The 24062-nt window shown below is 56.1% G+C and carries 18 protein-coding genes; 16 read left to right on the plus strand and 2 right to left on the minus strand.

All coding sequences use genetic code 11. The features are described 5' to 3' along the window. Positions 1-63 precede the first annotated feature (63 nt). Positions 64-840, plus strand: coding sequence for an enhanced serine sensitivity protein SseB (sseB, locus tag ACQ29O_RS05790; RefSeq protein ID WP_001533245.1), 777 nt, complete (start codon positions 64-66; stop codon positions 838-840). Between the two features lie 36 nt (positions 841-876). Here sseB and timP read toward each other — a convergent pair whose 3' ends face one another. Together timP and sseA are read right to left on the minus strand one after the other, a co-directional pair. Then, positions 877-993 carry a small toxic inner membrane protein TimP gene (timP, locus tag ACQ29O_RS05795; protein WP_248283126.1) on the minus strand — a complete coding sequence of 39 codons (117 nt, stop codon included), beginning with the start codon at positions 991-993 and terminating at the stop codon, positions 877-879. Between the two features lie 415 nt (positions 994-1408). After that, positions 1409-2251, minus strand: coding sequence for a 3-mercaptopyruvate sulfurtransferase (gene sseA / locus ACQ29O_RS05800; protein ID WP_000205241.1), 843 nt, complete (start codon positions 2249-2251; stop codon positions 1409-1411). 208 nt (positions 2252-2459) lie between these two features. Here sseA and ACQ29O_RS05805 point away from each other — a divergent pair, with 208 nt between their 5' ends. The 15 genes from ACQ29O_RS05805 (at position 2460) to ACQ29O_RS05875 (ending at position 24010) form a co-directional block, all read left to right on the plus strand. After that, complete coding sequence (locus ACQ29O_RS05805; RefSeq protein WP_000681849.1) at positions 2460-7394, plus strand: alpha-2-macroglobulin family protein; 4935 nt, start codon at positions 2460-2462, stop codon at positions 7392-7394. Then, positions 7395-9710 (plus strand): peptidoglycan glycosyltransferase PbpC, encoded by a 2316-nt coding sequence (gene pbpC / locus ACQ29O_RS05810; protein ID WP_001014764.1) that lies wholly within the window; start codon positions 7395-7397, stop codon positions 9708-9710. A gap of 155 nt (positions 9711-9865) precedes the next feature. After that, on the plus strand, positions 9866-12244 hold the full coding sequence (locus ACQ29O_RS05815; RefSeq protein WP_024143569.1) for a DMSO/selenate family reductase complex A subunit: 2379 nt from the start codon (positions 9866-9868) through the stop codon (positions 12242-12244). Further along, positions 12241-12870: a DMSO/selenate family reductase complex B subunit gene (locus ACQ29O_RS05820; RefSeq protein ID WP_000077435.1), complete on the plus strand. Its 630-nt coding sequence runs from the start codon at positions 12241-12243 to the stop codon at positions 12868-12870. The genes ACQ29O_RS05815 and ACQ29O_RS05820 overlap by 4 nt, the downstream gene beginning before the upstream one ends. Further along, on the plus strand, positions 12863-13672 hold the full coding sequence (locus ACQ29O_RS05825) for a dimethyl sulfoxide reductase anchor subunit family protein (RefSeq protein ID WP_000544895.1): 810 nt from the start codon (positions 12863-12865) through the stop codon (positions 13670-13672). The genes ACQ29O_RS05820 and ACQ29O_RS05825 overlap by 8 nt, the downstream gene beginning before the upstream one ends. After that, positions 13672-14535: a 4Fe-4S binding protein gene (locus tag ACQ29O_RS05830; protein WP_000247780.1), complete on the plus strand. Its 864-nt coding sequence runs from the start codon at positions 13672-13674 to the stop codon at positions 14533-14535. The genes ACQ29O_RS05825 and ACQ29O_RS05830 overlap by 1 nt, the downstream gene beginning before the upstream one ends. A gap of 120 nt (positions 14536-14655) precedes the next feature. After that, the gene (gene ndk, locus ACQ29O_RS05835) at positions 14656-15087 is read left to right on the plus strand and encodes a nucleoside-diphosphate kinase (protein ID WP_000963846.1); all 432 of its coding nucleotides are present in this window, start codon (positions 14656-14658) and stop codon (positions 15085-15087) included. A 206-nt stretch (positions 15088-15293) separates the two neighbouring features. Further along, positions 15294-16460, plus strand: a complete 1167-nt coding sequence (locus ACQ29O_RS05840) for a bifunctional tRNA (adenosine(37)-C2)-methyltransferase TrmG/ribosomal RNA large subunit methyltransferase RlmN (protein WP_000003206.1) — start codon at positions 15294-15296, stop codon at positions 16458-16460. Between the two features lie 291 nt (positions 16461-16751). After that, positions 16752-17756 (plus strand): cytoskeleton protein RodZ, encoded by a 1005-nt coding sequence (gene rodZ, locus ACQ29O_RS05845; protein ID WP_020936849.1) that lies wholly within the window; start codon positions 16752-16754, stop codon positions 17754-17756. A gap of 26 nt (positions 17757-17782) precedes the next feature. Then, positions 17783-18901, plus strand: coding sequence for a flavodoxin-dependent (E)-4-hydroxy-3-methylbut-2-enyl-diphosphate synthase (gene ispG / locus ACQ29O_RS05850; RefSeq protein ID WP_000549506.1), 1119 nt, complete (start codon positions 17783-17785; stop codon positions 18899-18901). A gap of 110 nt (positions 18902-19011) precedes the next feature. After that, complete coding sequence (gene hisS, locus ACQ29O_RS05855) at positions 19012-20286, plus strand: histidine--tRNA ligase (protein WP_001107146.1); 1275 nt, start codon at positions 19012-19014, stop codon at positions 20284-20286. A gap of 13 nt (positions 20287-20299) precedes the next feature. Beyond that, a complete protein-coding gene (locus ACQ29O_RS05860; protein WP_000409190.1) occupies positions 20300-20920 on the plus strand; it encodes a YfgM family protein in 621 nt (206 codons plus the stop codon). A 10-nt stretch (positions 20921-20930) separates the two neighbouring features. Further along, positions 20931-22109: an outer membrane protein assembly factor BamB gene (gene bamB, locus ACQ29O_RS05865; protein WP_001177072.1), complete on the plus strand. Its 1179-nt coding sequence runs from the start codon at positions 20931-20933 to the stop codon at positions 22107-22109. A 118-nt stretch (positions 22110-22227) separates the two neighbouring features. Continuing rightward, the gene (gene der, locus ACQ29O_RS05870) at positions 22228-23700 is read left to right on the plus strand and encodes a ribosome biogenesis GTPase Der (RefSeq protein WP_000249415.1); all 1473 of its coding nucleotides are present in this window, start codon (positions 22228-22230) and stop codon (positions 23698-23700) included. Between the two features lie 88 nt (positions 23701-23788). Next, positions 23789-24010: a zinc ribbon domain-containing protein gene (locus ACQ29O_RS05875; RefSeq protein ID WP_000406466.1), complete on the plus strand. Its 222-nt coding sequence runs from the start codon at positions 23789-23791 to the stop codon at positions 24008-24010. The last annotated feature ends 52 nt before the right edge of the window (positions 24011-24062 follow it).

Below are 24062 nucleotides of genomic sequence, written 5' to 3' on the forward strand. Positions count from 1 at the left end.
GCCTGATGGCGACGCCGTGCGTCTTATCAGGCCTACAACCCATATACATAATTTGTGATTCCTATGTCCGAAACTAAAAATGAATTAGAAATCTTGCTGGAGAAAGCGGCGACTGAGCCCGCGCATCGTCCGGCATTTTTCCGTACCTTACTGGAGTCCACCGTCTGGGTGCCGGGAAGCGCTGCCGAAGGCGAGGCGATAGTGGAAGACAGCGCTCTGGATTTGCAGCACTGGGAAAAAGAAGACGGCACGACCGTCATTCCCTTCTTTACTTCTCTGGAGGCGCTGCAGCAGGCCGTGGAAGACGAACAGGCATTTGTGGTGATGCCGGCGCGCACGCTGTTTGAAATGACGCTTGGCGAAACGCTATTCCTCAACGCTAAATTGCCGACCGGCAAAGAGTTTATGCCGCGTGAAATCAGCCTGCTTCTCGCTGAGGAAGGCAGTCCGTTAAGTACGCAGGAAGTGCTGGAAGGCGGCGAGTCGCTTATTTTATCCGAAGTGGCCGAGCCGCCGTCGCAGATGATTGATTCCCTCACTACGCTGTTTAAAACCATCAAACCGGTGAAACGCGCATTTCTCTGCGCGATTAAAGAACATGCGGACGCCCAACCCAATCTGCTGATTGGCATTGAGGCTGACGGCGAAATTGAAGAGATCATTCACGCAGCGGGCAATGTGGCGACCGACACGTTACCGGGTGACGAACCGATCGATATTTGTCAGGTGAGGAAGGGCGAGCAGGGTATCAGCCACTTTATCACTGAGCATATCGCGCCGTTCTACGAGCGCCGCTGGGGCGGGTTCCTGCGCGATTTTAAACAGAACCGCATCATCTGAAGAAAAGAAAGCCGCCCAACAGGGCGGCCTCCTGGCTTACCTGCTCTGGATGTTGAGCGTTACGGGAACAGAGCTACCTGGGTAGCTTCTGTCTGCGTGAAGACACAACGTGCCAGAAACAAGAAGCACGACACAAAAGCATCGTACCTTCATGTTGCGGTCCTTGCGAAGACCGCATCACGGCAGCACCGCTGGCGATAATGCCGTGATAGCAGGCACTACGGTGTGCCTGCGCTTACGGCCATGGGTTATCCTCTCCTGAAGCCAGCGCCCGTTTGCGAGACGGCGGAAAGGGCCGGGAAAGATAATACCTCAAATGTTGAATAGTTTCCTGATAAATTATATTGACATTTGCTCCCTTAAAAGGGAGTATTAATCCCCTACGGTGTGCCTGCGTTGCTATGGCAACAAAGCCTGCTGGAAAGGCCGCGAACCGGACCAGCACAAAAAAACCGCTCAATTGAGCGGTTTTTTTGTGACCTGCTTAAACCGAATTTATGTAGATTCGTTTTAAATCAGCCTGAACGGTAGGCCGGATAAGCGTGAGCGCCATCCGGCATGGCAGATATTAAGCGGGTTCAACCGGTAAATCGGTACGCGCGCCCCATTCGCTCCACGCGCCATCGTAAAGCGTGACGTCAGGCACATCCAGCGTGGCGAGCGCCAGCACCACGACCGCGGCCGTCACACCGGAACCGCAGCTGGCGATAATCGGTCTGTCGAAACTCACGCCGTGGCTGAAAAAAACCTCATTCAGTTCGTCAGTGGTCTTTAATTCGCCCTCATACACCAGTTCCGTCCACGGGACGTTTAGCGCGCCAGGAATGTGTCCGCGCCTCAGTCCCGGACGCGGTTCATCAGCCTGAGCGTTAAAACGCGCCGCCGGACGCGCGTCAACGATTTGCGCGGTTTTTTCATGGCTTGCCAGCAATACGTCGGTGAGACGCACCACGGCTTGCGGCGCGAATTTCGCCTCAAACTCGCCTCCTTCATGCGCTTCTTCGCCTTCGCGCAATAGCCATTCGTCGCGCTGCCAGCCCGCCAGTCCGCCCGCCAGAATGGACACTTTCTCGGCACCGAACGTGCGCAGCATCCACCATGCCCGCGGAGCGGAGAACAGATTGCCTTCATCGTATATGACCAGGTGTTTATCCTGGCGAACACCCAGTTCACGCATGGCCACCGCAAACGCTTCCGGGCGCGGCATCATATGCGGCAGCGGCGATGCGCGATCGGAAAGCGCTTCAATATCAAAAAACAGCGCGCCGGGAATATGTCCGGCGCGATATTCGCCCGCCATATCACGATGTTCCTGTCCTGGCGGCGCCATACGGGCGTCAAGAATCTGTATTTCCGGATCATCAATATGTTCGGCAAGCCAGTCGGCGGCGACAAAAAAGGCGGTGGTCATGGGCATCTCCATTGTTACCTGATTATGGTCAAATTGTCGGACGTTTCCCGAAAAGGGACAAGTAGAAGAGGCTGTTTTGGCTGGCGAAACCACATTTCTGCGTAAAATTTTCGCATCATCACAGTAATACGGACTTACACAATAAAATTTCTCGCGCATAATATCTCATCAACCGTTGCTGACAGGCCGTTAAGGCCAGGGATGAAAGATGAAACATTTACGCGTGGTGGCCTGCATGATCATGCTGGCGCTGGCGGGATGCGATAACAACGATAAAACCGCCCCGACGACTAAAAGCGAAGCGCCAGCCGTAGCGCAGCCCTCGCCCGCGCAAGACCCGGCACAGCTACAAAAGCTGGCGCAGCAAAGCCAGGGCAAAGCGCTCACGCTATTAGACGCCTCCGAAGCGCAGCTTGACGGCGCGGCGACGCTGGTGCTGACGTTTTCAATTCCTTTAGATCCTGAACAGGATTTCTCCCGTGTGGTTCACGTGGTTGATAAGAAAAGCGGCAGCGTTGACGGCGCATGGGAGCTGGCGCCAAATTTAAAAGAGCTAAGGTTACGTCATCTGGAACCTGAACGCGTGCTGGTGGTCACGGTTGATCCCGCCGTTAAGGCGCTGAATAACGCCACCTTCGGCAAGTCTTATGAAAAAACGATTACCACGCGTGATGTCCAGCCCAGCGTCGGCTTTGCCAGCCGGGGATCGCTGCTACCGGGGAAAATAGCGGAAGGACTGCCGGTCATGGCGCTTAACGTCAACCACGTTGATGTGAACTTTTTCCGCGTTAAGCCCGGATCGCTGGCGTCATTTGTCAGCCAGTGGGAGTACCGTAGTTCTCTCTCTAACTGGGAGTCCGACCATCTGCTGAAAATGGCGGATCTGGTTTATACCGGTCGTTTTGATCTTAATCCGGCGCGCAATACGCGTGAGAAACTGCTGCTGCCATTAAGCGATATTAAGCCGCTGCAACAGGCGGGCGTATATGTGGCGGTAATGAATCAGGCTGGACACTACAACTATAGTAATGCCGCTACGTTGTTTACCCTTAGCGATATCGGCGTGTCCGCGCACCGTTACCATAATCGGCTGGATATCTTTACGCAAAGCCTGGAAAACGGCGCGGCGCAGTCGGGAATTGAGATCGTTCTTCTGAATGATAAAGGTCAGACGCTGGCGCAGGCGACGAGCGACGCGCAGGGACATGTGCAACTGGAGGCTGATAAAGCGGCGGCGCTATTACTGGCGCGTAAAGAGGAGCAGACCACGCTGCTCGATCTCACGCTTCCGGCTCTGGATCTGTCGGAATTTAATGTCGCTGGCGCGCCCGGCTACAGCAAGCAGTTCTTTATGTTCGGCCCGCGCGATCTCTACCGCCCGGGCGAAACGGTTATCCTCAACGGATTACTGCGCGATAGCGACGGTAAAACGCTGCCCGATCAACCCGTTAAGCTGGAAGTGGTAAAACCAGACGGACAGGTGATGCGTACCGTCGTCAGCCAGGCGGAAAACGAGCTATACCGTTTGAATTATCCGCTGGATATCAACGCGCCGACCGGCTTGTGGCATGTCCGCGCCAACACCGGCGATAATTTGCTGCGGAGTTGGGATTTCCACGTGGAAGACTTTATGCCGGAGCGGATGGCGCTCAACCTGACGGCGCAAAAAACGCCGCTGGCGCCTGCGGATGAGGTGAAATTCTCCGTTGTCGGCTATTACTTGTATGGCGCGCCTGCTAACGGCAATACCCTGCAAGGGCAACTTTTCCTGCGTCCGCTGCGCGACGCTGTCGCGGCGTTGCCTGGCTTCCAGTTCGGCAATATTGCTGAAGAGAATCTTTCGCGCAGCCTGGACGAAGTTCAACTGACGTTGGATAAAGGCGGACGTGGTGAAGTGAGTGCTGCCAGCCAGTGGCAAGAAGCGCATTCGCCGCTGCAGGTAATTCTACAGGCCAGCCTGCTGGAGTCTGGCGGTCGTCCGGTCACTCGTCGCGTAGAGCAGGCGATTTGGCCTGCCGATACGTTACCGGGAATTCGTCCACAGTTCGCCGCCAAAGCGGTATACGACTACCGTACGGATACCACCGTTAATCAACCGATTGTCGACGAAGACAGCAACGCCGCATTCGATATTGTTTACGCCAACGCGCAGGGCGAGAAAAAAGCGGTGTCCGGTTTACAGGTGCGGCTTATCCGCGAGCGTCGCGACTATTACTGGAACTGGTCGGAAAGCGAAGGCTGGCAGTCGCAGTTTGATCAAAAAGATCTGGTGGAGGGCGAGCAGACGCTGGATCTGAACGCGGATGAAACCGGAAAAGTCAGCTTCCCGGTGGAATGGGGCGCGTACCGTCTGGAGGTCAAAGCGCCGAATGAGACGGTCAGCAGCGTTCGTTTCTGGGCCGGCTATAGCTGGCAGGATAACAGCGACGGTAGCGGCGCGGCGCGTCCGGATCGCGTCACCCTCAAACTGGATAAAGCGAGTTATCGTCCAGGCGATACCATGAAATTGCATATCGCCGCGCCGGTCGCTGGTAAAGGTTATGCGATGGTGGAGTCCAGCGACGGTCCGCTGTGGTGGCAGGCGATCGATGTGCCGGCACAAGGTCTGGAGCTCACGATTCCGGTGGATAAAACCTGGAATCGCCACGATCTCTATCTCAGTACGCTGGTGGTGCGTCCCGGCGATAAATCTCGTTCCGCGACGCCAAAACGCGCCGTGGGGTTACTACACCTACCGCTGGGGGATGAAAACCGCCGCCTCGATCTGGCGCTGGAAAGCCCGGCTAAAATGCGCCCGAATCAGCCGCTCACCGTCAGGGTGAAAGCCAGCGTTAAACACGGCGAAATGCCAAAACAGATCAACGTGCTGGTCTCCGCGGTCGATAGCGGCGTATTGAATATCACCGATTACGCGACGCCGGACCCGTGGCAGGCGTTCTTCGGTCAAAAACGCTACGGTGCGGATATCTACGATATTTACGGCCAGGTCATTGAAGGGCAGGGGCGGCTGGCGGCGTTGCGTTTTGGCGGCGATGGCGACGACCTTAAGCGCGGCGGAAAACCGCCGGTAAACCATGTCAATATCATCGCGCAGCAGGCGCAGCCGATCACGCTCAATGAGCAGGGCGAAGGGGTCGTAACGCTGCCGATTGGCGACTTTAACGGCGAACTGCGGGTTATGGCGCAGGCATGGACAGCGGACGATTTTGGTCGCGGCGAAAGCAAAGTCGTTGTCGCCGCGCCAGTGATTGCCGAGCTGAATATGCCGCGTTTTCTGGCGGGAGGGGATGTTTCGCGACTGGTGCTGGACGTCACCAATCTGACCGACCGCCCGCAGACGCTGAATATTGCGCTCGCCGCCAGTGGGTTACTGGAACTGCTTAGTCAACAGCCGCAACCGGTCAACCTGGCGCCGGGCGTGCGCACCACCTTATTCGTTCCGGTACGTGCGCTGGAAGGTTTTGGCGAAGGCGAAATCCAGGCGACCATTAGCGGTCTGAATCTGCCGGGAGAAACCCTCGGCGCGCAGCATAAGCAGTGGCAAATCGGCGTGCGTCCGGCCTGGCCTGCCCAAACGGTAAATAGCGGCATTGCGCTGGCGCCGGGAGAGAGCTGGCATGTACCAGAGCAGCATCTGGCAAACGTCTCGCCAGCCACGTTACAGGGACAACTGCTGTTAAGCGGAAAACCGCCGCTCAATCTGGCGCGCTACATTCGCGAGCTGAAAGCATATCCGTACGGGTGCCTGGAACAAACCACCAGCGGGTTATTCCCGGCGCTGTATACCAATGCCGCTCAATTGCAGTCGCTCGGTATTACTGGCGATAGCGATGAAAAACGGCGCGCCGCGGTGGATATCGGCATCTCCCGCATACTACAGATGCAGCGTGATAACGGCGGTTTTGCGCTATGGGATGAAAATGGGGCGGAAGAGCCCTGGCTAACGGCCTACGCGATGGATTTCCTCATTCGCGCGGGCGAGCAGGGATATAGCGTCCCGCCGGAGGCCATTAACCGGGGCAATGAGCGACTGCTGCGCTATCTGCAGGATCCCGGTACGATGCTGATTCGTTATAGCGATAATACCCAGGCCAGTACTTTTGCCGCTCAGGCTTACGCCGCGCTGGTACTGGCGCGTCAGCAGAAAGCGCCGCTCGGCGCGCTGCGCGAAATCTGGGAGCGCCGTAGTCAGGCGGCTTCAGGACTGCCGCTGATGCAATTGGGCATCGCGTTAAACACGATGGGTGATGCCAGACGCGGCGAAGAGGCCATTACGCTGGCTCTGAATACGCCGCGTCAGGACGAACGGCAATGGATAGCGGATTACGGCAGTTCTCTGCGCGATAACGCTCTGATGTTGTCGTTACTGGAAGAGAACAACCTCAGACCGGACGCGCAAAACGCGCTATTAAGCTCGCTTTCTGAGCAGGCCTTCGGTCAGCGCTGGCTCTCTACCCAGGAGAACAATGCCTTGTTCCTCGCCGCGCATTCGCGACAGGCCAGCGCGGGCGCCTGGCAGGCGCAGACCTCGTTAGAGGCGCAGCCGCTGTCGGGCGACAAGGCGCTGACCCGTAATCTGGATGCTGACCAGCTGGCCGCCCTTGAGGTGACGAACACCGGTAGCCAGCCGCTATGGCTGCGTCTGGATAGCAGCGGCTATCCCTCATCTGCGCCTGAGCCTGCCAGCAACGTTTTGCAGATTGAACGACAAATACTGGGGACCGATGGTCAGCGTAAATCGCTGTCCTCGTTGCGTAGCGGCGAACTGGTGCTGGTCTGGTTAACGGTAGTGGCCGATCGCAATGTGCCGGATGCGCTGGTGGTGGACCTGCTCCCGGCCGGGCTGGAGCTGGAAAACCAGAATCTGGCTGACAGCAGCGCCAGCCTGCCGGAGAGCGGTAGCGAAGTGCAAAATCTGCTTAATCAGATGCAGCAGGCGGATATTCAGTATATGGAATTCCGCGACGATCGGTTTGTGGCTGCCGTCGTTGTCAATGAGGGCCAGCCCGTGACGCTGGTCTACCTGGCGCGCGCGGTAACGCCGGGGACGTACCAGCTTGCGCAACCGCAGGTGGAATCGATGTACGCGCCTCAGTGGCGGGCAACCGGCGCGAGCGAGGGGCTGCTGATTGTGACGCCTTAAATGAACGGTTGGCGTGGTAAACGTGGCCGCTGGCTGTGGCTGGCGGGCGCGCCGCTTTTTATTTTCCTGGCGTTATGGGCAGCGGATAAACTCTGGCCGCTGCCGCTCAATGAGGTCCATCCTGCGCGGGTCGTGGTAGCCCATGACGGTACGCCGCTGTGGCGCTTTGCCGACGCCGGGGGGATCTGGCGCTATCCGGTGACGATTGAAGAGGTCTCTCCCCGCTACCTGGAGGCCTTAATCAATTACGAAGATCGCTGGTTCTGGCGGCACCCTGGCGTTAACCCTTTCTCCGTCGCGCGCGCGGCATGGCAGGATCTTACCGCCGGGCGCGTTATTTCCGGCGGCAGTACGCTGACTATGCAGGTGGCGAGACTGCTGGACCCGCATTCGCGCACGTTCGGCGGTAAAATCCGCCAGCTTTGGCGCGCCCTCCAGCTTGAATGGCATTTGTCCAAGCGCGATATCCTGACGCTGTACCTGAACCGCGCGCCGTTCGGCGGCACGCTACAGGGTATTGGCGCTGCAAGCTGGGCCTACTTCGGCAAGCCGCCCGCGCGCCTGAGCTACGCTGACGCGGCGCTGCTGGCCGTATTGCCGCAGGCGCCGAGCCGGTTACGCCCCGACCGCTGGCCTGCGAGAGCCGAAGCGGCACGAAATAAAGTGCTAGATCGGATGGCGGCGCAGGGCGTCTGGCCTGCCGAAACGGTACGCGAGTCGCGTGAAGAGCCGGTCTGGCTGGCGCCGCGTCAAATGCCGCAACTGGCGCCGCTTTTTGCCCGAATGATGTTGAGTAAAAGCCGGAGCGACAAAATTGTGACCACGCTGGACGCCGGGTTGCAGCGGCAACTGGAAGATCTGGCGCGGGCATGGAAAGGGCGGCTGCCTGCACGCAGTTCATTGGCGATGATCGTCGTCGATCATACCGATATGAGCGTGCGCGGCTGGGTAGGATCGGTAGACCTCAATGACGACAGCCGTTTTGGTCATGTCGACATGGTAACGGCGATCCGATCGCCGGGATCGGTACTCAAACCCTTTGTGTACGGTCTGGCGCTGGATGACGGCTTGATCCATCCCGCATCATTATTACAGGACGTTCCGCGCCGCACCGGAGATTACCGCCCGGGAAACTTCGACAGCGGATTTCACGGCCCGGTCAGCATGAGCGACGCGCTGGTACGCTCGCTGAATCTGCCTGCCGTTCAGGTGCTTGAAGCCTATGGGCCGAAACGATTTGCGGCAAAACTGCGTAACGTCGGCCTGCCGCTATATTTGCCTGCTGGCGCGGCGCCCAATCTTTCGCTGATTCTGGGCGGCGCGGGCGCGCGGCTTGACGAGATGGCGGCGGCATACAGCGCGTTCGCTCGTCATGGGAAAGCGGCGAAACTACGGTTACAGCCGGACGATCCGCTGTCGGAAAGACCATTAATATCGCCGGGAGCGGCGTGGATCATTCGGCGGATTATGGCGGATGAAGCGCAACCCTTGCCGGATAACGCGCTGCCGCGCATTGTGCCGTTGGCGTGGAAAACCGGCACCAGCTACGGCTATCGCGATGCGTGGGCTATTGGCGTTAACGCGCGCTATATCATCGGCATCTGGACAGGCAGACCCGACGGCACACCTGTGGTGGGGCAATTTGGTTTTGCCAGCGCGGTGCCATTGCTTAACCAGGTCAATAATCTGTTACTGGCGCATACGGGACGCCTGCCGGAAGATCCGCGTCCGCAGACGGTAAGCCGCGGCGTCATTTGCTGGCCGGGCGGACAGACTCTGCCTGCCGGAGACAGCAACTGTCGCCGCCGACTGGCGACATGGCTGCTCGATGACAGCCAGCCGCCCACGCTGCTGTTACCTGAGCAGGAAGACATCAACGGTATTCGTTTCCCGGTCTGGCTGGATGATACGGGGCGGCGTGTCGCTGCCGACTGTCCGCAGGCGCGTGCGCATACGTTTATCGTCTGGCCGCGGCCGCTGGAGCCGTGGCTGCCGCCTGCGGAAAGACGTAGCGCCCGCTTGCCCGCGGCGTCCGACCACTGTCCGCCGCTACAGGGCAGTGATGCCGCGCCGTTAATGCTGTCAGGAGTGAGGGATGGCGCGGTGATCAGGCAATTGCCAGGCCAGGAAAACGTTACGCTGCCCGTCTCGACTACCGGCGGTAAAGGGCGTCGCTGGTGGTTTTTAAATGGCGAACCTGTTAATGGCGAAAATAATCGCCTTTCTTTATTACTCAATATCGCTGGACGTTATCAACTTGTCGTAATGGATGAGTCCGGTCAGGTTGCTGCGGTTAATTTTGAATTAATACGTTAACAACTCTTCAGAATAAATTATGAATTTCATTTAATTTAAAGTTAATGAGAATTATTAATTTTTCCGGAATTACCCTTAATGAGGGAGCTTGATAAATATCAAGAGATCTAACACTTAAAAACGTGAGAATGGGTTTTTATTTGACGAGTCGGATCATGAAAAATATAAAAAGCCAGGGAAATGGCGAACAGCTCGCTATTTCTCGCCGCCACTTTATCCAGGCCAGCTCCGCGCTTATTGCGTTACCGTTTGTCTCCTCGCCAGCTACCGCTCAGGCGCGCGCTGTGACGGCCACTGAAAACAGGCCTGCGGAAAAAGTCGTTCAGACATGCAGCACTTTTGACTGCGGGGGCAAATGCGATATTCGGGCGCATGTTAGTGACGGTATCGTGACGCGAATTTCAACGCGACCGGATAATGCGCTGGATGCGCAAATGCCGGTGATGCGTGCCTGTGTTCGTGGACGCGCATACCGTAAATTTGTTTATCACCCCGATAGACTTAAATATCCCATGAAGCGTGTAGGAAAACGCGGTGAGGGAAAGTTCGAGCGAATTTCCTGGGATGAAGCGACAACCTTAATCGCCGATAATTTAAAATCGATTACTGAAAAATATGGCCCGGCTTCGCGCTATGTTCATGTTGGCACCGCCGTTTCCGGCGGCACCTTTTCCGGCGATAAAATGGCGCGTCGCCTGCTGAATCTGACCGGCGGCTATCTCGAAAGCTACCATTCTGTGAGTATGGGCAATACGGCGGCCGCGACGCCTTATACTTACGGCATTGCCGCCAGCGGCAGTTCGCTGGATACGCTTTTGGACACCAAACTGGTGATTCTGTGGGGCCATAACCCGACGGAGACCATTTTTGGTCATACCAACTATTTCTTGCAGAAGATGAAGCAGAACGGTACGCGGTTTATCGTGGTCGATCCGCGCTATTCCGACACCGTTTCCTCGCTGGCGGATCAGTGGATCCCGCTGCTGCCCACCACCGACAATGCGCTGATGGACGCGATGATGTACGTCATCATCAGCGAGAATCTGCACGATCGCGCATTTATTGCGCGCTACGCTATCGGTTTTGACGAAGACTCAATGCCGGAAGGCGTACCGGCTAACGAATCGCTGGTGGCGTATCTGACCGGCGCCAAAGACGGTGTCGTTAAGTCCCCCAAGTGGGCGGAAAAGATCACCCATGTGCCGGCGCAAACCATACGCCAGTTAGCGCGTGATTACGCGAATACCAAACCCGCCGCGTTGATTCAGGGGTGGGGACCACAGCGCCACAACTGCGGCGAGCGCACCGCGCGCGGCTCGACCCTACTGGCGACCATTACCGGTAATGTCGGCATCAAAGGCGGTTGGGCTGCGGGTTATGGCGGCTGCGCTAACCGTAAATTTGCCGCGGGTCCGGAGATGCCGGATAACCCGGTAAAAGCCAAAATTTCGGTGATGAACTGGGTGCAGGCCGCAGACGACGCCAGCAAAGTGACGCCGGATATGGGGCTGAAAGATGCCGATAAGCTGGACAGTAACATCCGTATTCTGTTCTCGCTGGCCGGGAACTATCTGGCGAATCAGAACCCCGATCTGCACCAGGCGGTACGCGTACTGGAGGATGAATCAAAGATCCAGTTTATTGTCGCCAGCGATCTGTTTATGACGCCGAGCGCGAAATACGCTGATCTACTGCTGCCGGAAACCAGCTTTATGGAACGCTGGAACATCGGTGAAACCTGGGGCACGGCAAGCTACCTGATACTCTCTGAAAAACTGATCGAGCCTGAATTTGAGCGGCGCTCCGACTACGACTGGCTACGTGAGGTGGCGGCGAAATTAGGCATTGAAAACGAATTTAGCCAGGGGCGCGATGAGAAAGCGTGGATTGAACACATCTGGGAACAGACGCGCCTGGCGATGCCGGACGAAAATCTACCGGATTTCGCCACGCTGCAAAAGACCCGTCAGCATCTGTTCAAAAGCGCGCCATTTATCGCCTTTGAAGACAATATTCGCGATCCGGACAATCATCCGTTCCCGACGCCGTCAGGGAAAATAGAGATCTTCTCGAAGCGCCTGTACGACATGCAGCATCCGGAAATCCCGGCGTTGTCGCACTACGTTCCCGCGCATGAAGGCCCGGAGGATGCGCTGGTGAAAGATTTTCCGCTCCAGTTAATTACGTGGAAAGGAAAAAACCGCGCCAACTCAACGCAATACGCTAACCCGTGGCTGATTGAAGTGCAGCAGCAGACATTGTGGATCAACCCGCAGGATGCGCAAAAGCGCGGCATTACGCATGGCGACATGGTGCGTATTCATAACTCACGCGGGATTTGCGAAATCCCGGCGGAAGTGACGCCGCGCATTATTCCCGGCGCTGTCGCAATGCAGGCTGGCGCCTGGTGGCAGCCGGATGAAAACGGCGTTGATAAAGGCGGCTGTGCGAACGTCCTCAGCTCGGCCCGTATTACCGCGCTGGCGAAGGGAAATTCACATCAAACCATGCTGGTGGAGGTGGCTAAAGCATGAGTCAGTTTACACATTACCCGCCGGTGAGCGATAAACAACTGGGGTTTTTCATCGACTCCTCACGCTGCTCCGGTTGTAAAGCCTGCCAGGTGGCCTGCAAAGACAAAAACAATCTGGAAGTAGGCCGTCGTTTCCGCCGCGTCTATGAAGTCAAGGGCGGAAGTTTCATCCCGACCGGGCAGGGCGGGGTCAGCAATAACGTATTTGCTTATACGCTTTCTATTTCCTGCAATCACTGTGCGGACCCTGTCTGCACCAAGAATTGCCCGACTACCGCTATGCATAAACGCCCGGGCGACGGCATCGTGCGCGTTGATACCGACAAATGCGTCGGCTGTGGCTATTGCGCTTGGTCCTGCCCTTACGGCGCGCCGCAGCTTAACGAGCAGACCGGCCAAATGTCCAAGTGCGACATGTGCGTTGATTTACTGGCGAAAGGTGAACCGCCCGTCTGTGTTGCGACCTGTCCGCTGGAGGCCATCAAGTTTGCTCCGATTGATGAACTGCGCGCGAAGTACGGTAGCGTATGCGACGTTAACGGGCTGCCAGATTCATCCATAACCAAACCTAATCTGGTTGTCAAAGCGCATCAGGGCGCAGAAAAAGAGGGTAAACGCCATGCATGAGTTACCGCTGCTGATTTTTACGCTCTGTTTGCAAGGGTCTGTGGGTGTGACAGTGTGGCTGGCGTTGGGCCGCCAGTACGCCGTAGAGGGACGCGTGCCTGCACGCGGCGCGCTTCCCGCGATGGCGGGGGCGTTTGTACTGGCCTGCGTAGGGCTGCTTGCTTCAGCGCTGCACATGGGCTATCCCCTGAATGCGCTAAATGCGTTACGTCATGTCGCCAGTTCGTGGCTGAGTCGCGAAATCGTCTTTGCCAGCCTTTATCTGGCGGCGCTGGGACTGGGGGTTGTGCTGCTGTTTTTCCGAAAGCCAGGCTGGCAGCCGCTGCTGGCGTTGGCGGCAGCGTTCGGGCTGGTGGATGTATTCTGCATGGCGCAGGTTTATATCCATGCCTCGGTGGCGACCTGGCAGCATAGCAACACGCTGGCGCTGTTCTTTGGTACATCAGGCATTATCGGCTCGGTAGTCATTGCGCTGGCTTATCTGCGCAACGCTGGCGCCGCAATGCGCTGCGCTGTGGTGGTGGTCGCACTGATGGTGCTGATTCGCCTGATCATGCAGCCGCTATGGCTGGCGGATATTAATGCAGTGGATACGACGGTCGTCACTTTCCCGCATCATCCGCTACAGGCGCTGGCGCAGTTGCGCGACGTCTATCTTCTCGGCTGGTGTGTCTCAGCGGCGGGAATGCTCTGCTTTGCCGCAGGCGGTCTGCGAAACGCCAGAGGAACTCTGGTGGCGGGCAGCGTATTGCTGCTTATCGGCGAGATTATGCTGCGCTACGTCTTCTTTAGTATTGGCTGATGGTTAACCTGACGATCGATCCGGCGGTAGACGTGACGCAGGCTTGCGTCCGTCGTCGCTTTCGTTTTTCTTCCTGCCGCGCTTGCGCCGATGTTTGTCCGGCGCAGGCGTTTTCGCTGGCGCAGGGGCAGGTCAGCATAGATACGACACGCTGCATAGCCTGTGGCGACTGTCTGTTTGTCTGTCCTGTTGACGCCATTACCGGTATCAAACCGGTTAAACGCTTTGTGCAGGGGGATACGTTGGTGGGGCCGTTTTCGCTACAGGCGCCAACGGTCGATGAACTGCTTCTCTGGCACAGCCAGTACGGTATTCGCTTTATTGATATTGCGGTGGAGCGATCGGCGCAGTGGCTGATGGCGCTGGCGGGGCTAAATTTAGCGCTGCGCCGCTACGGCGAGCCGGGCTGGTCTTTCAAACACGTTGTCGGCGCGGAGATTAACGCCTCGCGGCGCACTCTGTTTCATGTTCCGCGCGACGCCATTACCCCGTGTGCCGTCGAGCCGGGGAAACGGCGTCTCAGACAGGCGTTTTCCGCGTTCAGCGAATGCGTACCCGAAATCAGTCCGCAAGAGTGCAGGATGTGCGGCGCCTGCTGGCGAAGCTGCCCGGAGAACGTTATCCAGTTTGACGACAATACCCTGACGATAGCGGCGGCGCGTTGTACGGGATGCGGCGGCTGTGCGGCGGTATGTCCGCATCAGGCGCTGCGGCTGCGGTTTGACGTGGAACCCGCCTCAACGCGGCATAGTGCGGCGCATACGCTCACCTGCGACATCTGCAAACGTACTTTCCATGCTCTCACGCCTGAACACACGCACTGCGTGCTGTGTCAGTCCCCTGAGTTTGCTGTGCGTCTTTAACTTTTGTTGCTAATGCTCATTTTATTTTAAAAAAATGTTACCTATATCCATAGGCAATTGATGGGATGCTCTTTATAATCCGCGTCTGACATAACAACAGAACATATTTCAGAGGTAAACATGGCTATTGAACGGACTTTTTCCATCATTAAACCCAACGCGGTGGCAAAAAACGTTATTGGCAGCATCTTTGCGCGCTTTGAAGCTGCAGGGTTCAAAATTGTTGGCACTAAAATGCTGCACCTGACCGTTGAGCAGGCGCGCGGCTTCTATGCTGAGCACGACGGCAAACCGTTCTTTGACGGTCTGGTGGAGTTCATGACCTCTGGCCCTATCGTGGTATCCGTGCTGGAAAGTGAAAATGCGGTACAGCGTCACCGCGATCTGCTTGGCGCCACCAATCCGGCGAACGCGTTGGCGGGTACGCTGCGCGCCGACTACGCTGATAGCTTAACTGAAAACGGCACCCACGGTTCGGATTCGCTGGAATCCGCGCAGCGCGAAATCGCCTTTTTCTTCGGTGAAGGCGAAGTGTGCCCGCGCACCCGTTAATCTCCTTCGTCTTTCACGCTGTAAATGCGTTGGCGGTAAATTATCGGTTCAAATATTATTTTTGCTAATGCCGCGTGCAGACGTGGCATCCTTACGCCAGAATTTGTACAATGCAGCGCCCCCGGACGAGCAGTATGCTTACCGGGGCGTTTCTTTTTTCAACCCTCCAGGGGCCATAACGTGTAATAACGAGGCCGGAATAGCATATGTCTGAACAAATTGTCACACCTGAAAGCAGTACCCCGGTAGTTCTTAACAACGAAACAAAAATCAACCTGCTGGATCTCAACCGTCAGCAGATGCGCGAGTTTTTTAAAAACTTAGGTGAAAAGCCTTTCCGCGCCGATCAGGTGATGAAATGGATGTATCACTATTGCTGCGATAATTTTGATGAGATGACCGACATCAACAAAGTGTTGCGCGGCAAATTAAAAGAGGTCGCGGAAATCCGCGCGCCGGAGGTCGTTGAAGAGCAGCGTTCCTCAGACGGCACCATTAAGTGGGCGATTGCTGTCGGCGATCAGCGCGTTGAAACGGTCTATATCCCGGAAGACGACCGCGCTACGCTGTGTGTCTCTTCACAGGTAGGATGCGCGCTGGAGTGCAAGTTTTGTTCAACTGCGCAGCAGGGCTTTAACCGCAACCTGCGCGTATCGGAAATTATCGGTCAGGTCTGGCGTGCGGCGAAAATCGTCGGCGCGGCCAAAGTCACCGGCCAGCGTCCGATCACCAACGTGGTCATGATGGGGATGGGCGAGCCATTGCTTAACCTGACCAATGTCGTACCGGCGATGGAAATTATGCTCGATGACTTTGGTTTCGGCCTGTCCAAACGTCGTGTCACGCTCTCAACGTCAGGCGTGGTGCCTGCGCTGGATAAACTGGGCGATATGATAGATGTCGCGCTGGCTATCTCCTTACATGCGCCGAATGACACTATTCGCGACGAAATCGTCCCGATCAACAAAAAATACAATATCGAAACGTTCCTGGGCGCGGTTCGCCGCTATCTGGAGAAATCCAACGCCAATCAGGGGCGCGTGACGATTGAATACGTGATGCTTGACCACGTCAACGACGGCACTGAACACGCGCATCAACTGGCGGAGCTACTAAAAGAGACGCCTTGTAAGATTAATCTGATTCCGTGGAACCCGTTCCCTGGCGCGCCGTATGGCCGCAGCTCTAACAGCCGTATCGATCGCTTTTCTAAAGTTTTGATGAGTTATGGTTTCACGACCATCGTACGCAAGACGCGTGGCGATGACATTGATGCGGCATGCGGACAGTTGGCAGGCGATGTGATTGACCGTACTAAACGTACCCTGCGTAAGCGTATGCAGGGAGAGGTGATTGACATCAAGGCTATTTGATAGCAGTTGTGCCACGGGGCATTCATTATACCGTGGCGCAATGTCAGTTGAATAATGTCTGGCGTTGTACTTGTCTGGTCAATAATAACGGTGCGTTTTTGTCGACTTTAAGGCAGTATGTAATGGTGCAACAAGAGGTTAGCCTTGTGTCTTAGCGGTTTTGTCATCTGCGGCCTGACAGGCTTATACTGTCTGACTAAGGTTAACTAACCTGATGTTTCGCGGTGTGGGCGGGCATTACGGCTCGTCGGCGCCTGAATCCTAATTTACACGTACCTGTAGCTGTAGCGAATGAATACTGAAGCCACGCACGACCAAAATGAAGCACAAACCACCGGCGTTCGTCTGCGCAATGCCCGTGAACAACTCGGACTCAGCCAGCAGGCTGTCGCTGAGCGACTTTGCCTGAAGGTTTCTACGGTACGCGATATTGAAGAAGATAAGGAGCCGTCCGATCTTGCTTCAACCTTCCTGCGCGGATATATCCGCTCATATGCGCGTCTGGTGCATGTTCCAGAAGAGGAACTGCTGCCGGGGCTGGAAAAACAAGCTCCGCTGCGCGCCGCTAAAGTCGCCCCGATGCAGAGTTTCTCATTAGGAAAGCGTCGTAAAAAACGCGACGGCTGGTTAATGTCTTTTACCTGGCTGGTACTGTTTGTGGTCGTAGGGCTGACCGGCGCCTGGTGGTGGCAGAACCACAAGGCGCATCAGGAAGAGATCACGACGATGGCCGATCAAAGCACGGCTGGACTGAACGCAGATAAAGACAGCGGCCAAAGCGTACCGCTGGACACCGGTGCCGTGACAAGCCAGGATACGACGCCAGCGCAAACGGCTCCGGCGCCTGCGACGCCGGTTGATTCGACGGCGGCGACGCAAACGCCAGCGCCAACGGCGGCGGCAACGCAAAATACGGTAGTCGCGCCTTCGCAGGCGAATGTCGATACGGCTGCGACATCTGCCGCGCCAGCGGCAACGGAGACGCCGTCCGCGCTGCCGACCAGTCAGGCTGGCGTAGCGGCGCCTGCTGCCGATCCGAACGCGCTGGTGATGAATTTTACCACTGACTGCTGGCTCGAAGTCACTGACGCCACGGGTAAGAAGCTGTTTAGTGGTATGCAGCGTAAAGATGGTAATTTAAACCTAACCGGTCAGGCGCCTTATAAACTTAAAATTGGCGCGCCGGCCGCGGTGCAGATCCAGTATCAAGGAAAACCTGTCGATCTGAGCCGCTTTATCAGAACTAATCAGGTTGCGCGTCTGACCCTTAATGCCGAACCGACACCGGCGCAGTAACAGACGGGTAACGCGGGAGATTTTTCATGCATAAGCAGGCTCCGATTCAACGTAGAAAATCGACACGTATTTACGTTGGGAATGTGCCGATTGGCGATGGCGCCCCCATCGCCGTCCAGTCGATGACTAACACGCGTACCACTGACGTGGAAGCGACGGTTAATCAGATCAAAGCGCTGGAACGCGTTGGCGCAGATATTGTTCGTGTTTCTGTACCGACCATGGACGCCGCCGAAGCGTTCAAGCTTATCAAACAGCAGGTTAACGTCCCGCTGGTTGCCGATATTCACTTCGACTACCGCATTGCGCTGAAAGTAGCGGAATACGGCGTTGACTGCTTGCGTATCAACCCCGGCAATATCGGTAACGAAGAACGCATTCGCATGGTGGTGGACTGCGCGCGCGACAAAAACATCCCTATTCGTATAGGCGTAAATGCCGGATCGCTGGAAAAAGATCTGCAGGAAAAATACGGTGAGCCGACGCCGCAGGCGCTGCTGGAATCAGCCATGCGCCATGTCGATCATCTCGATCGTCTCAACTTTGATCAGTTCAAAGTGAGCGTAAAAGCGTCCGATGTATTCCTTGCCGTTGAGTCTTATCGTTTGTTGGCTAAACAGATCGATCAGCCGCTGCATCTGGGGATCACCGAAGCGGGCGGCGCGCGTAGCGGGGCGGTCAAGTCGGCGATCGGTTTAGGTCTGCTGTTATCGGAAGGTATCGGCGACACGCTGCGCGTATCGTTGGCGGCCGACCCGGTGGAAGAGATCAAAGTCGGTTTCGATATTCTGAAGTCGCTGCGCATTCGCGCGCGCGGCATCAATTTCATCGCCTGCCCGACCTGTTCTCGCCAGGAGTTCGACGTTATCGGCACGGTGAACGCGCTGGAGCAGCGTCTGGAAGATATCATCACCCCGATGGACGTCTCGATCATCGGTTGCGTAGTGAACGGGCCGGGCGAAGCGCTGGTATCGACGCTGGGCGTGACGGGCGGCAATAAGAAAAGCGGCCTGTATGAAGACGGCGTGCGTAAGGACAGACTCGATAACGACGATATGATCGCGCAGCTTGAATCCCGTATTCGCGCGAAAGCAAGTCAACTTGATGAAGCGCGTCGGATTGACGTGCTGCAGGTTGAAAAATAAGAACGTGATGGGAAGCGGCGCGCTTCCCGTGTATGATTGAACCCGCATGGCTCCCGGTTCGTTCGGGGAAGCGCTGAGGGTTCATTTTTATATTCAGAAAGAGAATAAACGTGGCAAAAAACATTCAAGCCATTCGCGGCATGAACGATTATCTGCCTGGCGAAACCGCCATCTGGCAGCGCATTGAAGGCACACTCAAAAACGTGCTCGGCAGCTACGGTTACAGTGAAATCCGCTTGCCGATTGTAGAGCAGACCCCGTTATTCAAACGTGCGATCGGTGAAGTTACTGACGTGGTTGAAAAAGAGATGTACACCTTTGAGGATCGCAACGGCGATAGCCTGACATTGCGCCCTGAAGGTACGGCGGGCTGTGTACGCGCCGGCATCGAACATGGTCTCCTGTACAATCAGGAACAGCGTTTGTGGTATATCGGGCCGATGTTCCGTCATGAGCGTCCGCAAAAAGGCCGCTACCGTCAGTTCCACCAGCTAGGTGCCGAAGTCTTTGGCTTACAAGGCCCGGATATCGACGCGGAACTGATTATGCTGACCGCACGCTGGTGGCGCGCGCTGGGCATCTCTGAACACGTTAGCCTGGAGCTGAACTCTATTGGTTCCTTAGAGGCGCGTGCGAACTATCGCGATGCGCTGGTCGCGTTCCTCGAACAGCATCAAGAGACGCTGGACGAAGACTGCAAACGCCGTATGTATACCAATCCGCTGCGCGTGCTGGATTCAAAAAATCCGGACGTGCAGGCGCTGCTCAACGACGCGCCCGCTCTCGGCGACTATCTCGATGACGATTCACGCGAGCACTTTGCCGGCCTGTGTAAATTGCTGGACGCGGCGGGGATTGCCTACACCGTCAACCAGCGTCTGGTACGCGGTCTGGATTACTACAACCGCACCGTATTTGAATGGGTAACAAACAGTCTGGGGTCACAAGGCACCGTCTGTGCGGGTGGTCGTTATGACGGTCTGGTGGAACAACTGGGCGGTCGCGCTACCCCGGCAGTGGGCTTTGCGATGGGCCTGGAACGACTTGTTTTGTTAGTTCAGGCAGTTAATCCGGAATTTATTGCCTCTCCTGTTGTCGATATATACCTGGTAGCTGCCGGCGCACAAACGCAGTCTGCGGCAATGACGCTGGCGGAGCGGCTGCGCGATGAAATGCCAGGCGTGAAGCTAATGACAAACCACGGCGGCGGCAACTTTAAGAAACAGTTTGCCCGCGCCGATAAGTGGGGCGCCCGTATTGCACTGGTTCTTGGCGAATCTGAAGTCGCCGATGGGACTGTTGTAGTGAAGGATTTGCGCTCCGGTGAGCAAACGGCAGTGGCGCAGGACAGCGTCGCCGCGCATTTGCGCACTTTATTGGGCTAAGGAGAAGGACAGCGTGGAAATTTACGAGAACGAACACGACCAGGTGGATGCGATTAAACGCTTCTTTGCCGAAAACGGCAAAGCGCTGGCTGTCGGAGTGATTTTAGGGGTTGGCGCGCTGGTTGGCTGGCGTTACTGGAGCAGCCATCAGACGGAGTCCGCGCGTGCTGCTTCTCTGGCGTATCAAAATGCGGTGACGGCGGTAAGCGCCGATAAGCCGGATAGCATTCCCGCCGCTGAAAAATTCGCGGCTGAGAATAAAAACACCTATGGTGCGCTGGCGTCTATGGAACTGGCGCAGCAGTTTGTGGATAAGAATGAACTTAAAAAAGCCGAAGCCCAGTTGCAGCAGGGGTTGGCGGCCACCAGCGATGAAAATCTCAAAGCGGTGATTAATCTGCGTCTCGCTCGCGTTCAGTTGCAGCTTAAGCAAGCCGACGCCGCGCTGAAAACTCTGGATGCCGTTAAAGGCGAAGGATGGACAGCCATTGTCGCTGATTTGCGCGGCGAAGCGTTGCTGAGTAAGGGTGATAAAAAAGGCGCGCGCAGCGCATGGGAAGCGGGCGTCAATAGCGATGCTTCTCCGGCGTTGAGCGAAATGATGCAGATGAAAATCAATAATTTGTCCATCTGAGAGGGACCCGATGCAATTGCGTAAATTACTTCTGCCAGGGTTGCTTTCCGTTACCCTGCTCAGCGGCTGTTCACTGTTTAGCGGCGAAGAAGATGTCGTCAAGATGTCTCCATTACCGCAGGTTGAAAACCAGTTTACCCCGACCACTGTCTGGAGCACCTCTGTCGGTAACGGAATTGGCGAATTTTATTCTAACCTTCATCCGGTAATGGCAGATAACGTGGTCTATGCAGCCGATCGCGCGGGCGTGGTAAAAGCGCTCAATGCGGATGATGGCAAAGAGATCTGGTCTGTGAATCTGGGCGAGAAAGACGGCTGGTTCTCTCGTTCGTCCGCGTTGTTGTCCGGCGGCGTCACTGTCGCGGGCGGTCACGTCTATATCGGCAGTGAAAAGGCCGAGGTTTATGCGCTGAATACCAGCGACGGTACCACAGCATGGCAGACGAAGGTCGCAGGCGAAGCGTTGTCTCGTCCGGTTGTCAGTGATGGAATCGTTCTTATCCATACCAGCAACGGTCAGTTGCAGGCGCTAAATCAGGCGGATGGCGCAATTAAATGGACGGTGAACCTGGATATGCCTTCGCTGTCGCTGCGCGGCGAATCTGCGCCGGCAACCGCGTTCGGCGCGGCTATCGTTGGTGGTGATAATGGCCGCGTCAGCGCCGTGCTGATGCAACAAGGGCAGATGATTTGGCAGCAGCGTATCTCCCAGGCCACTGGCCCAACGGAAATTGACCGTCTGAGCGACGTCGATACCACGCCGGTTGTGGTAAACGGCGTCGTTTACGCGTTGGCGTATAATGGTAACTTAACGGCGCTGGATCTGCGCAGTGGTCAGATTATGTGGAAACGCGAGCTGGGTTCGGTCAATGACTTTATCGTCGACGGAGACCGTATCTACCTGGTCGATCAGAACGATCGCGTGCTGGCGCTGACCACTGACGGCGGCGTAACGCTGTGGACGCAAAGCGATTTGCTGCACCGTTTGCTGACCTCCCCGGTGCTGTATAATGGTGATTTAGTCGTCGGCGATAGCGAAGGTTATCTGCACTGGATTAATGTTGATGACGGGCGTTTTGTGGCCCAACAAAAAGTAGACAGTTCCGGTTTTCTGACCGAACCGACGGTGGCGGATGGTAAACTGCTCATCCAGGCCAAAGACGGTACGGTCTACGCGATTACGCGTTAATCGTCACGGTTGTGTGTTTTAAAAAACGGCTCCTGGTGTAGGGGCCGTTTTCCTGTTTTTAACAACGGCGTAAAAATGACGCGCGTTGTCTGATGATTTTTTAAATGAGGCTTTAAACATGGTACCTGTGGTCGCGCTTGTCGGGCGCCCTAACGTCGGAAAATCCACGCTATTTAACCGTCTGACCCGCACCCGAGATGCGCTGGTTGCGGATTTCCCGGGTCTGACTCGTGACCGTAAGTACGGTCGTGCGGAGGTTGAAGGCCGCGAGTTTATCTGTATCGACACTGGCGGTATTGACGGCACCGAAGACGGCGTCGAAACGCGGATGGCGGAACAGTCGCTGCTGGCGATTGAAGAAGCGGATGTGGTGTTATTCATGGTAGATGCGCGCGCTGGCCTGATGCCGGCGGATGAAGCGATTGCCAAACATCTGCGTTCCCGTGAAAAACCGACCTTCCTGGTGGCGAATAAAACGGATGGTCTCGATCCCGATCAGGCGGTTGTCGATTTTTACTCGCTGGGATTAGGCGAAATTTACCCTATCGCCGCCTCACATGGTCGCGGCGTATTGAGCCTGCTGGAACATGTGCTTCTGCCGTGGATGGATGATGTCGCGCCGCAGGAAGAGGTGGATGAAGACGCGGAATACTGGGCGCAGTTCGAGGTGGAACAAAATGGTGAAGAAGCGCCGGAAGATGATTTTGACCCGCAAAGCCTGCCGATAAAGCTGGCGATTGTCGGTCGCCCGAACGTAGGTAAGTCCACACTCACTAACCGTATTCTCGGCGAAGAGCGCGTGGTGGTATACGACATGCCGGGCACCACTCGCGACAGCATTTATATCCCGATGGAACGCGACGAACGGGAATATGTGCTGATTGACACGGCAGGGGTGCGTAAGCGCGGAAAAATCACCGATGCGGTAGAAAAGTTCTCGGTGATTAAAACGTTGCAGGCGATTGAAGACGCTAACGTCGTACTGTTGGTTATCGATGCGCGCGAGGGGATCTCCGACCAGGATTTGTCTCTGCTGGGCTTTATCCTCAATAGTGGGCGCTCACTCGTTATCGTAGTCAACAAATGGGATGGCCTGAGCCAGGAAGTCAAAGAGCAGGTGAAAGAGACGCTGGATTTCCGTCTGGGCTTTATTGATTTTGCCCGCGTTCATTTTATCTCTGCGCTACACGGCAGCGGTGTCGGCAACCTGTTTGAGTCCGTACGCGAGGCTTACGACAGTTCCACTCGCCGGGTGAGCACTGCGATGCTGACCCGTATCATGACGATGGCGGTGGAAGATCATCAGCCGCCGCTGGTGCGCGGTCGCCGTGTGAAACTGAAATATGCCCACGCTGGCGGCTATAACCCGCCGATTGTGGTTATTCACGGCAACCAGGTAAAAGATCTGCCAGACTCCTATAAGCGCTATCTGATGAACTACTTCCGCAAGTCGTTGGAAGTGATGGGGACGCCGATTCGCATTCAGTTTAAAGAAGGGGAGAACCCGTATGCGAACAAGCGTAACACACTGACGCCAACGCAAATGCGCAAACGTAAGCGTCTGATGAAACATATCAAGAAAAGCAAGTAATGCTTTTTCAGTAATATTCCAGGCCTGACAAGCGCTGCGCTATCAGGCCTTTCAAGTAAAAGTGAGTCATGCGCCTGAGGAGAATGTTATGGAAATAACCTGCCCCGTTTGCCATCACGCGCTGGAGCGCAATGGCGATACTGCGCATTGCGAGACATGCGCTAAAGATTTCTCGTTACAGGCACTTTGTCCTGACTGCCGCCAGCCGTTACAGGTTTTGAAAGCCTGCGGCGCAGTGGACTATTTTTGCCAGAACGGTCATGGTTTAATTTCAAAAAAACGGGTTAATTTCGTCATTTCCGATCAATAAAACCGCTGTCGACGTTGCGCCGCAGAGCAGAGGCGCCGACGTCTTATCCGGC

The organism is Salmonella sp. GDC200615, assembly GCF_050574145.1.
GTDB classification, from domain to species: domain Bacteria; phylum Pseudomonadota; class Gammaproteobacteria; order Enterobacterales; family Enterobacteriaceae; genus Salmonella; species Salmonella enterica.

Coding starts and splice junctions, on each gene's coding strand:
- sseB (WP_001533245.1), top strand. CDS start 64: ATGTCCGAAACTAAAAATGAATTAGAAATCTTGCTGGAGAAAGCGGCG.
- timP (WP_248283126.1), bottom strand. CDS start 993: ATGAAGGTACGATGCTTTTGTGTCGTGCTTCTTGTTTCTGGCACGTTG.
- sseA (WP_000205241.1), bottom strand. CDS start 2,251: ATGACCACCGCCTTTTTTGTCGCCGCCGACTGGCTTGCCGAACATATT.
- ACQ29O_RS05805 (WP_000681849.1), top strand. CDS start 2,460: ATGAAACATTTACGCGTGGTGGCCTGCATGATCATGCTGGCGCTGGCG.
- pbpC (WP_001014764.1), top strand. CDS start 7,395: ATGAACGGTTGGCGTGGTAAACGTGGCCGCTGGCTGTGGCTGGCGGGC.
- ACQ29O_RS05815 (WP_024143569.1), top strand. CDS start 9,866: ATGAAAAATATAAAAAGCCAGGGAAATGGCGAACAGCTCGCTATTTCT.
- ACQ29O_RS05820 (WP_000077435.1), top strand. CDS start 12,241: ATGAGTCAGTTTACACATTACCCGCCGGTGAGCGATAAACAACTGGGG.
- ACQ29O_RS05825 (WP_000544895.1), top strand. CDS start 12,863: ATGCATGAGTTACCGCTGCTGATTTTTACGCTCTGTTTGCAAGGGTCT.
- ACQ29O_RS05830 (WP_000247780.1), top strand. CDS start 13,672: ATGGTTAACCTGACGATCGATCCGGCGGTAGACGTGACGCAGGCTTGC.
- ndk (WP_000963846.1), top strand. CDS start 14,656: ATGGCTATTGAACGGACTTTTTCCATCATTAAACCCAACGCGGTGGCA.
- ACQ29O_RS05840 (WP_000003206.1), top strand. CDS start 15,294: ATGTCTGAACAAATTGTCACACCTGAAAGCAGTACCCCGGTAGTTCTT.
- rodZ (WP_020936849.1), top strand. CDS start 16,752: ATGAATACTGAAGCCACGCACGACCAAAATGAAGCACAAACCACCGGC.
- ispG (WP_000549506.1), top strand. CDS start 17,783: ATGCATAAGCAGGCTCCGATTCAACGTAGAAAATCGACACGTATTTAC.
- bamB (WP_001177072.1), top strand. CDS start 20,931: ATGCAATTGCGTAAATTACTTCTGCCAGGGTTGCTTTCCGTTACCCTG.
- der (WP_000249415.1), top strand. CDS start 22,228: ATGGTACCTGTGGTCGCGCTTGTCGGGCGCCCTAACGTCGGAAAATCC.
- ACQ29O_RS05875 (WP_000406466.1), top strand. CDS start 23,789: ATGGAAATAACCTGCCCCGTTTGCCATCACGCGCTGGAGCGCAATGGC.